The sequence below is a fragment of the Prosthecobacter sp. genome, assembly GCF_044227185.1.
Classification (GTDB): Bacteria; Verrucomicrobiota; Verrucomicrobiia; order Verrucomicrobiales; family Verrucomicrobiaceae; genus Prosthecobacter.
This window is the reverse complement of record NZ_JBGAFO010000001.1, coordinates 825,609-838,459: the sequence shown is the minus strand read 5'-3', so window position 1 is coordinate 838,459 and position 12,851 is coordinate 825,609. Positions and strand designations below refer to the sequence as shown.

At 62.6% G+C, this 12,851-nt stretch carries 15 protein-coding genes; 11 read left to right on the top strand and 4 right to left on the bottom strand.

Annotation, left to right across the window (positions count from 1 at the left end; genetic code table 11):
- Positions 1-7: 7 nt before the first annotated feature.
- Positions 8-541: an adenine phosphoribosyltransferase gene (locus ACILSQ_RS03595; RefSeq protein ID WP_395742212.1), complete on the bottom strand. Its 534-nt coding sequence runs from the start codon at positions 539-541 to the stop codon at positions 8-10.
- A 117-nt stretch (positions 542-658) separates the two neighbouring features.
- Between ACILSQ_RS03595 and ACILSQ_RS03590 the strand changes: the two genes are divergently transcribed.
- The 10 genes from ACILSQ_RS03590 to ACILSQ_RS03545 all read left to right on the top strand — a co-directional run bounded on the left by ACILSQ_RS03590 (position 659) and on the right by ACILSQ_RS03545 (position 9,835).
- Positions 659-1,747: a hypothetical protein gene (locus ACILSQ_RS03590; protein WP_395742211.1), complete on the top strand. Its 1,089-nt coding sequence runs from the start codon at positions 659-661 to the stop codon at positions 1,745-1,747.
- A gap of 107 nt (positions 1,748-1,854) precedes the next feature.
- Entirely contained in the window at positions 1,855-2,634 is a 780-nt protein-coding gene (ccsA, locus tag ACILSQ_RS03585; RefSeq protein ID WP_395742210.1) for a cytochrome c biogenesis protein CcsA, read from the top strand.
- Positions 2,627-3,691, top strand: a complete 1,065-nt coding sequence (gene hemA / locus ACILSQ_RS03580; protein WP_395742209.1) for a glutamyl-tRNA reductase — start codon at positions 2,627-2,629, stop codon at positions 3,689-3,691. The genes ccsA and hemA overlap by 8 nt, the downstream gene beginning before the upstream one ends.
- 170 nt (positions 3,692-3,861) lie before the next feature.
- Entirely contained in the window at positions 3,862-4,239 is a 378-nt protein-coding gene (locus tag ACILSQ_RS03575) for a hypothetical protein (RefSeq protein WP_395742208.1), read from the top strand.
- Positions 4,205-4,753, top strand: coding sequence for a DUF6036 family nucleotidyltransferase (locus tag ACILSQ_RS03570; RefSeq protein ID WP_395742207.1), 549 nt, complete (start codon positions 4,205-4,207; stop codon positions 4,751-4,753). The genes ACILSQ_RS03575 and ACILSQ_RS03570 overlap by 35 nt, the downstream gene beginning before the upstream one ends.
- 203 nt (positions 4,754-4,956) lie before the next feature.
- Positions 4,957-5,901, top strand: a complete 945-nt coding sequence (gene hemC / locus ACILSQ_RS03565) for a hydroxymethylbilane synthase (RefSeq protein ID WP_395742206.1) — start codon at positions 4,957-4,959, stop codon at positions 5,899-5,901.
- A gap of 95 nt (positions 5,902-5,996) precedes the next feature.
- Positions 5,997-6,287 carry a hypothetical protein gene (locus tag ACILSQ_RS03560; RefSeq protein ID WP_395742205.1) on the top strand — a complete coding sequence of 97 codons (291 nt, stop codon included), beginning with the start codon at positions 5,997-5,999 and terminating at the stop codon, positions 6,285-6,287.
- 80 nt (positions 6,288-6,367) lie between these two features.
- Positions 6,368-7,003 (top strand): EF-hand domain-containing protein, encoded by a 636-nt coding sequence (locus ACILSQ_RS03555; protein ID WP_395742204.1) that lies wholly within the window; start codon positions 6,368-6,370, stop codon positions 7,001-7,003.
- Between the two features lie 103 nt (positions 7,004-7,106).
- Complete coding sequence (locus tag ACILSQ_RS03550; RefSeq protein ID WP_395742203.1) at positions 7,107-8,507, top strand: hypothetical protein; 1,401 nt, start codon at positions 7,107-7,109, stop codon at positions 8,505-8,507.
- Positions 8,508-8,521: 14 nt separating this feature from the next.
- Positions 8,522-9,835, top strand: a complete 1,314-nt coding sequence (locus ACILSQ_RS03545) for a hypothetical protein (protein ID WP_395742202.1) — start codon at positions 8,522-8,524, stop codon at positions 9,833-9,835.
- Between the two features lie 52 nt (positions 9,836-9,887).
- Here ACILSQ_RS03545 and ACILSQ_RS03540 read toward each other — a convergent pair whose 3' ends face one another.
- The 3 genes from ACILSQ_RS03540 to ACILSQ_RS03530 form a co-directional block, all read right to left on the bottom strand.
- On the bottom strand, positions 9,888-10,208 hold the full coding sequence (locus ACILSQ_RS03540) for a lysozyme inhibitor LprI family protein (RefSeq protein ID WP_395742201.1): 321 nt from the start codon (positions 10,206-10,208) through the stop codon (positions 9,888-9,890).
- Positions 10,209-10,265: 57 nt separating this feature from the next.
- The gene (locus ACILSQ_RS03535; protein ID WP_395742200.1) at positions 10,266-10,916 is read right to left on the bottom strand and encodes a hypothetical protein; all 651 of its coding nucleotides are present in this window, start codon (positions 10,914-10,916) and stop codon (positions 10,266-10,268) included.
- A 174-nt stretch (positions 10,917-11,090) separates the two neighbouring features.
- Positions 11,091-12,194 carry an alpha/beta hydrolase-fold protein gene (locus ACILSQ_RS03530; RefSeq protein ID WP_395742199.1) on the bottom strand — a complete coding sequence of 368 codons (1,104 nt, stop codon included), beginning with the start codon at positions 12,192-12,194 and terminating at the stop codon, positions 11,091-11,093.
- A gap of 146 nt (positions 12,195-12,340) precedes the next feature.
- Here ACILSQ_RS03530 and ACILSQ_RS03525 point away from each other — a divergent pair, with 146 nt between their 5' ends.
- Complete coding sequence (locus ACILSQ_RS03525; RefSeq protein ID WP_395742198.1) at positions 12,341-12,703, top strand: hypothetical protein; 363 nt, start codon at positions 12,341-12,343, stop codon at positions 12,701-12,703.
- The last annotated feature ends 148 nt before the right edge of the window (positions 12,704-12,851 follow it).

Here is a 12,851-nt window from a genome sequence, read left to right as displayed (position 1 = left end):
GTCAGGGTCAGTAGGTGATCAGGGAGTGCACCGGCCCGGCGCTGCTCACTTTTTCGCGCCCGCCCAGAAAGCCCAGCTCAATGAAGAAGGTGCTGCCCAGCACTTTGCCGCCCGCCTCCTCGATGAGGTGCAGCGCCGCCGCCGCCGTGCCGCCCGTGGCCAGCAGGTCGTCCGCCAGCAGCACCGTCTCCCCCGGCGCGATGGCATCCAGGTGCATCTCCACCGAGTTCTTGCCGTACTCCAGTGCGTAATCAATCCCGCGCGTCTTCCACGGCAGCTTGCCCTTTTTGCGCACCGGCACGAACCCCGCCCCCAGCCGCTCCGCGATCAGCGCGCCAAAGATGAAGCCGCGCGCGTCAATCCCGATGACCTTGTCCACCTCGGTGATTCCCGTGTTCTCGATCATGCCGTCAATCGCCTGGGACAGCAGCTCGTGGCTGGCCAGCACCGGAGTGATGTCCTTGAAGAGAATGCCAGGGTTGGGAAAATCCGGCACGTCACGAATCGTGCGCCGGATGCTGTCGAGAATGTCGGGGGCCATGCCAGCCGATCATGGAGGAGATGCGGACATGCGCAAGCCTTCCCTCCACCATCGTTGTTTCACGGCTAATTTCATTGACGGTCGTTCCCAGCCAATCATCTTCCGGAAACTTACGGCATGAAGAACATCTACCTAAAATGTTTGACGCTCGCTGCTGGTTTTGTCCTGCCGGTCCATGCGGAGATCAAGCTGCCTCCCCTCGCCGAGCAGTTGCGCCCGCTCAATCAGAACCCCACACCCAGCATGGCGGACGCAAAGCTGGCCATCCAGGCGCTGGGAAACACCGCCTTGGAACGCACCAGTCCCGACGAAAAAAAAGCTCTGGCAGACCTCATCAATCAGATCAAGCAGCCCTTCCTGGCGGAATATGCTTATCAGACCCTCATCGCCAGGCAGCCGCAGTACCGCGCCGACCTCGACTCCGCGCACAAGACCCTGGAACGCCTGCAAAAAAACCCGCCCATGCGCGTCGGCGGCGGCATTGACGTCGGACACCGGGATATGTACGTCAAACGGGCTCATGAAATGGCCACCGCGGCAGAACAAGGACTGGCTGAGATCAAACACGCCGCCGGCCGTTTGGCCGAGCAGCTGACCACCACCAACAGCATGGCCTCGGCCTACCTGCGCCTGGGCCGCGCGGACATCGCCCTTTCCCTCGCTTCGGGCATGTTTGCCGTGGCGGAACGCCAGCGCCTCAATCTGGAGTTCGAGCCCGCCCTCTCCTACGCCTGGGTGCGGATGAAGAAGCTCTCCCAGGTGGAGCAGGAGGTGGAAAAGGACCGCGCGCGCAGGCTTCTCGTCGGCTACGTGGCCCTGCATGAAGGGGCCAAGGCCATCGGCGGCATGGGCGCGGACGCCTTGTACAAATCCGCCAAATCAGGCGACTTGGTGGGCTCCATCGCATCCTTCACCCTTCTCAACGAGGGGCTCAAACAGCAGGCCAGATTCGACAAGACCATCGACGTCTGCCTGGAGGTGGTCTTCCACCAGCCCGAACCCAGCGACTACTCCGCCAAAATGCGCCTCGTGCTCGACCGCGTGCTCAAGCCCGTCAGCGGCAAATCCGTGGGCGAACGCTTCTCCGAGAACCTGGTCCGCGATGCCCTGGCCGCTGTGGATGCGAGGCTTGCGACCCCGCAAATCGCTTCATCACTGGTTGGGATTTTGTCCGCCGGCCTGGCTGAGGCCACGCGCCAGCCGTGATCTCCGCGGCACGGCTGCGCCTCGGTGAATGACAAGCTTTGCACACGCCTTCACCCTTGCAGAACCGCCCGGGGGCCGCGAATGTGACAGCCCCCCAGTCCTCATCCATGCCCGCCTCCCAGCAACTGCTTCTCGCCGCCACCCTCGTCTTCGTGGGCGCGGTCGTGCAGGCGCTGCTGGCCCTCAAATCCGGCGCGTGGAAGCAGGGGCGCGCGCAGTTTTTCCTCATGGCTCTCGGCTTTGCCCTGCAGACCGGCTTCATCTACCTCCGCGGGGAGGAGGTGCGGCAGTGCCCCATCCGCAGCCTCCCGGACATCCTGGTCTTCATCGCCTGGAGCATCGTGCTTCTCTATTTCCTGGTGGGCCCGGCCTTCCGGCTCTCGCTGCTGGGCGTCTTCACCGCACCGCTGGTCACCATCATGCACGTGATGGCCTTCATGAACGGTTTCGCGCCCTACCCGCCCAAGGGGCCCATCAATGCCCTGGTGGAGCTGCACATCGCCCTCGCTCTCATTTCCTACGCCGCCTTCGCCCTGGCCTGCATCACCGGCGTGATGTACCTCGTCCAGGAGCGCATGCTGAAGCGCCACCACATCGGCGGGCTCTTCTACCAGCTCCCGCCCATCCAGGGCCTCGCCCATGCCATCCAGCGCACCGTGCGCCTGGGCCTGCTGCTGCTCAGCATCGCGCTGGGCATCTCCTTCGCCCTGCACCTCCCCATGACGAAGACCGGCCACGTCGTCTTTGCCTGGATCGTGTGGGGCCTCTATGCGGTGATCTCCTTCCTCATGTGGAGGCATTTCACCTCCCCGCGCCGGACGGCCTGGCTGGCGGTCATCGGCTTCGTTCTGCCGTTCATTTCTTTGTGGATCGTCACGCATGCCTGAGCCGACCGACAAGCGCAGCGGCCTCGTTTGCGTAGGCCTGAACTATAAAACCACCCCCGTCGAGGTGCGTGAGCGCCTGGCTTTTCCTGAAGCGAAGGTGCCGGACGCCGTGCAGGAGGTGCGCGGGCTGCCGGGCTTTGAGGAATGTGTGATCCTCAGCACCTGCAACCGCGTGGAGCTCTACGCCACCCATGCCCTGCCCTGCGGCAAGGACGGGCACGCCGCCCTGCGCCAGTACCTCATCGAACGCTTTGAGCTGCAGCCAGGGCACGCGGAGGCGCTCGTGCTCTACAATCTCGACTCCGCCGAGGCCGCAAGGCACCTCTTCCGCGTCGTCAGCGGCCTCGACTCCATGGTGCTGGGAGAGACCGAAATCTTCGGTCAGGTAAAGGCCGCCTACAAGCTCGCTCTCGACACCGGCACCACCAGCCGTGCCCTCAATAAACTCTTCCAGCAGGCCTTCACCGTCGGCAAAAAAGTGCGCAATGAGACCTCCATCCAGCGCGGCTCCACCAGCGTCGGCAGCGTGGCCGTGGACCTCGCGGAAAAGGTGCACGACCTCAAGCAGTGCCGCGTCATGCTCGTCGGCGCTGGCGAGATGAGCCGCACCTGCGCGCAGAGCCTCCTCTCCCGCGGCGCCAAAAGCATCATCGTCTCCAACCGCAGCTACGACAAAGCCGTGGAGCTCGCCACCGAGATGAAGGGCCGCGCCATGAAGTTCGACGAATGGGAGCACGCCCTGCACGAGGTGGACGTGATCATCTCCAGCACCAGCGCCCCGCATTTTGTCATCAAGCGGGAGCAGATCGAGCATGTGATGCGCAAACGCCGCTGGGAGCCGCTCCTCATCATCGACATCGCCGTGCCGCGCGATGTGGAGCCCGCCGTGAACGAGATCGAAGGCGTTTACCTCTACGACATCGACGCCCTCCAGGCCATCGCCGACGAAGGCCGCCGCGAGCGCCTCCGCCAGCTCGCCTCCTGCGAACGCATCATCGAGGAGCAGCTCGAAAAATACGGCTTCCTCCGCCCCGGCGGCGGCCTGGTCCCCGCCTGATTCAGCCCGTGTGGTTTCGGGCCGTATTGTAGTCCCGGCTTCAGCCGGTTCCGGACGCACGTCCAGAAACCGGACAAAGCCGTTCCCACAAATGACGCATAAGACAAGGACGCGAAGCCGCGCTTGCCGCCCCAGCCCGCCGGGTGCATCATATCCCCATGTCAGTCGTCATGGAGACCCCGCACGGCGCATCGGACGAAGTCCCGATGTTCCCGCCCTGGCTCGACCTCCCGCCCGGTTATCTCGTGCAGGATTGGATGCAATGGCAGCGCGGAAAAATCGTGGCCTCACGACTGCGTCAGGATCCGAATCTGGTATTGGCTGCCAGACAGCGTCTTGAGGATAGAAAATCCCAGCTTTACCGGCCTCATCTGGAATGGCTGGATCTCCTGGAGCATGCCAGCATTGAGCAGATTTGCGAGCTTCTAGAGTCCCCCAGTGACGAAGGTCAGCGCCTGCGCTCTTCGTCACCATTCCACGGCAGCCCCTTCATCACCCCCGAAGAAAACGAAGATGTACGGCAAAGAGCTTACGCTGGCGGATCTTGAGAAAGTCGCACGCAAACTCAAGTGGTGCGTTCCCGCGCTCACAGACGCCGTGGTAATCGGGTCCGGAGCAGTAGCGGCCATGCACCCGGAGCTTCCCGGTGAACTGCGCTTCTCCGTGGATTTTGATTTCGTTCCGCAGAACCTGCCCATCCTGTACTTCGACAGCATGCTGGTGGATCGTTTCATCGGCGCAGAGAGCGAATTTCGGGACGAAGAATTGATCTATGCCGACTATGCGACTCCCGACACTGTGCGTTGCACTCCGCCTGGGTGGAAGGAACGGGCTCACCGCATCAATCTCCCCGAAGGCCTCGTTTTGCACGTTCTGGACGTCAGCGACGTCGCCTACAACAAGCTCTACGCCGGCCGTCCCAAGGACATCTTCTGGGTGCGCGGCCTCCTCGGCACCGGCCTCATCACCTGGGCCCGGCTGGAGGAGCTGCATGCCTCCAACCCTCTGGACGCCGCGGACCGTGAGAAAGTGGAGCGCAGCATGGCGCTGGTGCGCACGTAATCCGGCCCGTAGGACGGATGTGACGACAGCCCGTCCTTCTGTGAGCGGATGAAAACGCCCGCCCATGCCCGCACACCGCAAGCCCTGCCCGTCCGTCTGGTTTTCCGTGTCTTCCGTGTGTTCCGTAGGCCACCCTCACCCTTTCTGGCCTGAATCATTCTTTGCGTCCCGCCCCGGTACGTGAAAAGCTGTGCCCCCCCACCATGACCCCCGCAAAAATCACCCTCGGCACCCGCGGCAGCGAGCTGGCCCTCACCCAGACCACCATGGTCACCGCCGCCCTGCAGACCGCGCACCCGCACCTGCAAATCGAGCGCCAGATCATTCAGACCAGCGGTGACAAGCGCCAGGACCTGCGCTTCTCCGAATTCAGCGACGTGGCTCAGGTGGACAAAGGCATCTTCATCAAGGAGCTCGAAATCGCTCTCGCAGACAAGCAGATCGACGCCGCCGTGCACAGCCTCAAGGACGTGCCCAGCGACCTCGCCGCCGGCTTCACCATCGCCGCCGTGCTGCCGCGTGCCGCCATTGAGGACGTGCTCGTCTCCGCCCATCCCTACACCCTCGAAACCCTGCCCCAGGGCGCACGCGTGGGCACCAGCAGCGTGCGCCGCGCCGCTCAGCTCAAGTTCCTGCGCCCGGACGTCCAGATCGTCGAAATCCGCGGCAACGTCCCCACCCGCGTGAAAAAGGTGCTCGGCGAAAACGCGCTCGACGCCGTCCTCCTCGCCGCCGCCGGCCTGCTGCGCCTGGGCTTGCTGAATGCAAACCTCAGCCGCATCCACATCGACACCCACACCCTCTACGGCCTCGTGCTCGACCCCGTGAAATTCCTCCCCGCCGCCGGTCAGGGCGCCATCGCCATCGAATGCCGCGCCGATGACGAGCCAACCATCGCCGCCATCCGCGCCCTCAACCACGCCGAAACCGAATCCCGCATCACCGCCGAGCGCGAATTTCTAAAGATCCTGGGCGCCGGCTGCCAGACCCCCGTGGGTGCCCACACCTGGATCACCGACGGCCACCTCCACATGGCCGTCCGCGTCTTCAACGAAGCCAATCTCTCCCTGCCCCCCGTCGAGCGTGAAGCCAGGCGCCCTGCGTCAGAGCCCGCGCTGCTGGCGAAGGATCTGGCGGGGATGCTGTAAGAAACCCGTGCGCGACGCGGAGAATCCGGCCGCATTTTTGTAAACACTGAAGATCGCTGAATAGTTTCGCAGGCGCTGCGTCCGACTCAGCACCTATGAAAACAAAATTGGTTCTTCTCTTCACCGCCATCCTTGCCCTGGGTTCCCTGAGCTCCTGTGTGGACCCCTACTATGGAGGCGGCGGCTACGGCTACGGTTACGGCAGCTCCTACTCCCGCCCGTATTACGGCAGCTACGGCTATAACCGCTACGGCTCAGGCTACCGCTACCCCTCCTACGGATACAGCCGCGGCTACAGCGGCCATCACGGCGGCTGGGGTGGCTACAGCGGTCATCATGGCGGCTACAGCGGTCACCACGGTGGCTGGGGCGGCCATCATCGTTGAGACTTCGCCGCTTCGATTCCCAGGATCTCAATCCTGCCTTCCTGCGCAACCCCCTCCACCAACGGAGGTTCATACCCCTTATGAAAACCACCCCCTGTCACAGACTTGTCATCATGGCGGTCCTGCTGCCCGCAGCCGCCTTTGCCGCCCGGGGCAGCCGGCGGCCCAATGCCGCCGCTCATCACGGCGCTGCCACCGCCGAAGTGCTGAAGAGCTTCGACAAAAACGGCAACCATCAAATCGATGCGGATGAGCTGCCAGCCATGCAGCAAACCTACATCACCCTGAAGAACCTGGACAAAAACGCCAATGGCGAGATCGAGCTGGCTGAAGTCCAGAGCCTCAAATCACCGGCCACGGACGACCGCAGAGGCCGCATGCTCGCCGCGTTCAAGCAGGTGGACAAAAACGGCAATCACAAAATCGACGCCGACGAAGTGGAGGGGCTGCAGAAGATGCTCGCGGGCGGAAAAATCATGTCGCGCCTGGATCATAACAACAACGGCAAGATCGATCCCGATGAACTGGAGCATCTCAACCAGCGCCTCGCGCAACATCGCGGCGGCCGGGCGGCCTCTTCCAGTGCTCCCTCCCTGCGCAAACCACCCGAAAAACCTGCCGAAACCCCGGCGCCCGTCGAAACCCCCAAGGCCGAAGAAAAGAAACCCGACGCCCCCTCCTTTGACACCAAGCCACCGGGCAGTTTCGGCAAGTAGGATCAAACACCCAACATCTCCTGAAGTCCCCAGCGGGCAGCTTTGAGGCTCAAAAACGGCAGGTTTCACCGTACGTTTCGGTGCCCCCACTCAAAGCCGCCCGATGAAACGCCTTCCCGCCCTTCCTCATTTCTCCCGCGCCAGCGCGCGCCCGCTCCTTCTCTGCATGTGGCTCGTCGTGAGTGGCGCCGCTGCCGCGGAAAAAGCGCCGGCAGCACTGCGCGCAGGCTTTGCCCAGGTGGACATCACACCGCCCATCGGTGCCATCATCACGGGGCCGATGGGCCCGCTCAGCACCGCCACGGACGATCCCCTCAAAGCACGCGCCATGGTCGTGGCCAGCGGCGGCAAAAAGCTCGCCATCGTGGGCGTGGACCTCGTGAAGATCCGCCGCGATCTCTCGGACAAAGCGATCGAGCTGGTGATGCAGCAGACGGACATCACACGCGACGGCATCCTCATCTGCCCCAGCCACAACCACAGCGGGCCTCTCATCCCCGCCGATGGCGACAACGCCAAGGCGAATAAAGAGTACATCGACACCCTGCCCAAACTCATCTCCGACAGCATCGTTCTCGCCAGCAAGGCACTGCAGCCCGCACGCATGTCCGTGGGCCGCTCCATCGTGCTCGAAGGCCACATCAACCGCCGCCTCGTCTCAAAGTCCGACGGCCTCGTGCTCAACACCTGGCTGAAAAAGGTGAACGACCTCAAAGAAGTGCCGCAGGTGCTGGGCACCGAGAGCGTCATCGATCCCGAGCTCTGGCTGGTGCGCTTCGATTCGCCTGAAGGAAAAATGCTCGGCACATTGATGAATTTCACCTGCCACCCCTGCCTGCATGACCGCATCAAAACTCACACCTGGTCGGCGGATTATCCCGGTGTGATCGCCGACACACTCGCGAAGGAGTTTGGCCCGCAGGCCATCGGCGTCTTCATGCAGGGCGCCTCTGGCAACATCCAGCCGCCCGTGTGCTGGGCGCCCGACTGGAAGGAACGCGCCGCCGTCTTTGCCAATGCCGCAGTCGAGGCGGCCAAAACCGCCCTGCCCGTGGAATCTCCCGTCGTCGATTTCATGCGGCGCGATGTCGATGTGCCGCGCTGCAACGCCTCGGCCCAGCACCCAAATGCGATCTCCCGCCTCGGCTGGCGGCCGGAGTCGTTTGAGGGCGCGAAGAAAACCGCCGAGTCCATGCCGCGCCTGCTGAACGTGCCCGTCAGCGCCGCGCGCATCGGCCCCTTTGCCATCGCCACCAATGCGGGCGAGCTCTTTGTGGAGTGGGGCATCTCAGTGAAGAAGCGCTCACCTTTTCCTCACACCGTCCTCAGCGAGCTGACCAACCACTGGGTGGGCTATGAACCCACGGAGTTTGCTTTCAGGCACGAAGGCTACGAGACCCTGGCCGGTGTGAACTTCGTGGCGCTGGAAGGCATCCAGACCCTGGTGGACACCGCCGTGGAGATGCTGGACGAACTCTGGAAAAAAGCCCCGGAATCGAAATGAGCATCCCCTTTGTCATGAACCATTCCCTCCTGCTTGCCCTGTCGCTTGGCCTCCTTGTCACAAATGCAGCCGCGCAGTTGCCGCCAAATGAGATCACCGCCGGCATCGGCCTCGTGGACATCACACCCGTGGGCGAGGTCACTCTCGCCGGTTCGCCTTCACCCAAAAAAACCTCGGAGGTGAAGACGCGGCTCTACGTCCGCGCGCTCGTTCTTGCCTCAGGCGGAACGAAGGCGGTCATCGTCACACTGGATACACTGAAGTATCCCGTGGATCTCACGGTCAAGGCGCGTGCCAGCATTGAAAAGGCCACCGGCATCCCCGCGGCAAATGTCATCATCTGCTCCTCGCACACGCATTCAGGCCCGCTCTGGCCCTATTACCCGGACAAGCTCGTCACCCCCATCACCGAGGCCGTGAGCAAGGCCGCGCACGATCTCACCCCCTGCACTCTCGGCATGTCGCGTGGCCGCGCGGAAGGCGGGGCCGAGTGCCGCCGCGTCATCAAAGACGGCCACGCCTGGAACCGCTGGCAGCTCAAACCGGACGAGTCAGATCAATACCCCGCCGAGGGCCCCGCCGATCCCGACTTCGACCTCCTCGCCGTGCGCAGCGCGGACGGAAAATACAAAGCCATCCTCTACAACTTCGCCTGCCACGCCGCCAACAACCGCGCTCCCCTCATCTCCGCCGACTACCCCGGCGATGTGGAGCTGCACGTGCAGAAAGCGCTGGGCTACGCCGTGCCCGCCCTCTTCCTCACCGGCGCCTGCGGCGATGTGAACCCCATCTACAGCGTGCGCCGCGATCTCTTCGGCGAAAAGCTCGGCGGCGAAATCCTGCACTGCCTGGAGCGTCTGGAGCCAGTCACAAAACCCACGCTCGCCATCGAGGCGCGCGAATTCCAGATGCCAGGCCGCGAACACCCCGAGTTCAAAGAAGCCGAAGTCGCCCGCAACTGGCCCGGACAACTCGAGCACTACCGCAAGGCCTACACCAGCATGAAGGCCCGCGAGCAGCCGAGCTACCTCTACTTCATCACCGGCATCCGCATCGGCCCCGACTTCGCCATCGTGACAAACGCAAACGAGCTCTTCTGCAGCATCGCCCTCGGCATCAAAAAACAGTCCCCCTTCAAGCACACCATGACCGTGGAGCAGACCAACGGCGCCCACGGCTACGTCCCCACCTCCAAAGCCTTCGAAAACGGCAGCTACGAAACCTGGTTCGGCGAGCACTCCTACCTCACCACCCAGGCGGCGGACATCATCGAAAAGGAGTCCATGAAGGTGTTGAACAAGCTGCGCAGCGAAGACCCGGGACGCTGAGCAAGCCTGATGCCCACGAAAAACAAGCCCCCGGCGAGTGTGCGGACCCCGTTCACTTCACAGACTCCAGCACCTTCTTCAGCAGCTTGATCCTCTCTCGCGTCATCGCCAGGCGCTCGGCCTGGTAGTCGGTCGAATAAGCACTCCCGCCCATGGAGGTCAGTCCCGCTTGAAACGAAGCCTCCGCATCCCGAAACGCCAGCCACTTCTGCTGGGCCTCCTCAAAGTGTTTTCTGTCCACAGGCTCAAGCGCAGAGGCCACCCCAGCGCAGACCTGGCGCAGCGCTGCTTCCGCAGCCTGGGTCTCGCTGCTCAGTTGCTCCTTCACATCACCGCCCCAGCAGGCGCCGGAGGCCAGCAACGCCACGGCCATGATCGTTATTCGGTGAATCATCATTTCATTGGCCCCTCCCTTCTTTGCGCAGTCAGCTCACTGCTTGTCCAGCCCGATGTCATCCACTTTCAGAGTGATGTGTCCGCCCATGCCATTGCCCGCCGCGCTGGTCTTGGTGATCAAGATGGAATCGACCGTTCCGGACACAAAAATTTTCCGCCCTCGGCGGCATTCTTTGAGTTTTTCAAACAGGATTTTGTCCACTTGAGCAGCGACTTGTACATAGAGACGTTCACCATTAACTCGAACCAGGCTCCGGGAAGCATCGCTGTATAGCGAGAAGACATTGTCCATGACTTCCGTGGTTTTGCCGCTGCTGATGCAATGGACCGTCCACCGCTTGCCCTTCTCTTTGACACTCAGGTGCAAGTTCATGGCACCGCTCAGTCCTGCCTCCTCCACCTTGTCGCGACTCGCCGCCAGGTCGCGCAGTTCTTTTGCGGTTAGGACGCTGAAAAAATCTGCCAGTTCTCGCTCAGGCGCCTTTTGCGCTGCCTGGCTCAGGATGTGGGTGGTGAGGAGCAGAAAGGGAAGGAGAAATAGAAGACCTCTAAGAATCATCCATTCTTTTAAAGAAAACGAGGCCTCACCTTCAATCAAAAAATCAGCAAGGCTGCCCCTGAAAAAAGCCCGCCCCGCCCCACCGGCACCGCCGCTCAAGCCACGAGTGGCACCACCCAGCTTCAACTAAATGCCAGGCATTTTGTTATGCACCTCTTCTAAACGACTGATCACGAGTCATATAAGCGCCATGCTTGTGGGAACCATTGGCGCGCGAATTCCCGAAAAGAAGATCTTCCTATCCCTCCACTCCACGAACAAACCCGAGAGGTGTGCTCTAGGGACAAACCCCTCACCCCCTCACCGAAACAACCTCGGCGCAAACTCCACCAGATAATTCCGCCACACCGGCCACGAATGGTCCCCCGCCGTCTCGTACCACTCATGCTTCACCCCGCTGGCCTTCAGCGTCCCGACAAGCTGATGATTGCGCTCGATAAGCCGGGTGTCCTCTTTCCCACAAGCCACCCACGGCAGCTTCAGCTTCCCATTCGTTCCTTGCGCATCATCCAGCGCAGGCTTGATCTCATTCTCCTCCACCGCACCGCTGAAGGAGCCGATCCACGCAAAGCGGTCCAGATTCGTCAGGCCGATGCTCAGCGCCTGCCAGCCGCCCATGCTCAGTCCGGCCACGGCCCGCTGCTCGCGGTCTTTGGACACCCGGTAGCGGCTTTCCACCAGCGGGATCGCATCGGTAAAAAGCTCGTTCTTAAACGCGGCCAGAGACAGCGCGCGGCGGTCCGCCATGTCCCGCGGCACCTGCCCCAGCGGGTGCCCGTCGATCATGAGCACGATCATCGGCTTCGCCTTCCCGGCGGCGATGAGGCCATCGAGAATCCAGTGCGCCTTGCCATGCTGCACCCACGTCTCATGCCGGTCGCCGGAGCCATGCTGCAGGACCAGGAGCGGGTACTCCTTCTGCGTGCCCGCTTCATACCCGGCCGGTGTGTAAACCCACGCACCCCGCTGCTTGTTCAGCGCCTTGGAGAGGTACGTGTGCTGGTGCACCGTCCCATGCGGCACGTCCTGAAAATCCCACGGCGCAGGCGGATTCGCCGGAAGGTGCAGGATGCTGGAAGTCGGGCTGCGCTGCGGCTTCTGTGCCGTGTTCGCAGGGTCAATCATCACCAGCTCATCCACCACAAAGCTGTACTCCCACACCCCGGCCGGCACCTTCGGCACCGTCAGGCTCCACACCCCTTCACCGTCCTTGCTCATCGGCACCGTCTTCCGGTCCCACTGCCCGCGCACGGCCACGCTTTGAGACTTCGGCGCCCGCAGCCGGAAGGTGACGCCGCCATCGTCCTGAATGTCTGGCGACACCACGGGCGCGCTCCGCTGAGCAGAGGCGCTGCAGGCAAAGGTGCAGACAAGAGCAAGAGCGAGGCCGAGGACGTGTTTCATGGTGGGAGTGCAGTGCCATGCTGGCATGAAGGTCCCGGCCTGGGAAGGGGAATCCAAAGACCCTGCTTCTCGGTCAGGGGCCATTTTCTTGAATACGGCGGCCCCGCCTCCGTCGAATCTTGGTAAACAGTGAACCCTACACGGTTATGAAAACGAAACTCATCCTTCTCGTCACTGCCGTGCTGTCTCTGAGCACGCTCAGCTCGTGCTACTATGGCGGCTACGGCTATGGCTATAACAACTACTACCGACCCTACGGCGGATTTGGCGGCTACGGCCTCTACAACAACTTCTACTACCCCGGCTACGCCTACGGCGGCTATCGCTCGCCCTACTATGGCCGTCCGGGCTTCACCGGCTATCGTCCCGGCTATTCAGGCTATCGTTCTGGCTTTGGCGGCTACCACGGCGGCTACTCGCACGTGGGCGGCTTCCACAGTGGCGGCTTTGGCGGCGGCTTCCATGGCGGTGGTTTCCACGGCGGCGGCTTCGGCGGCCATCACCACTAAGAGCTGCCCATGCAGCTAGCTCGATGAGCCTGCCCGGCTCGGAGACTTCTCTTCTCTTTTGTTTGCGGCGCCTGGAGCCTCCCTCTCCAGGCGCTTTTTTTTCGCGTCCGGTCTTTGGTCTCCGGTCTCCGCACATCCGCTGCTCGCG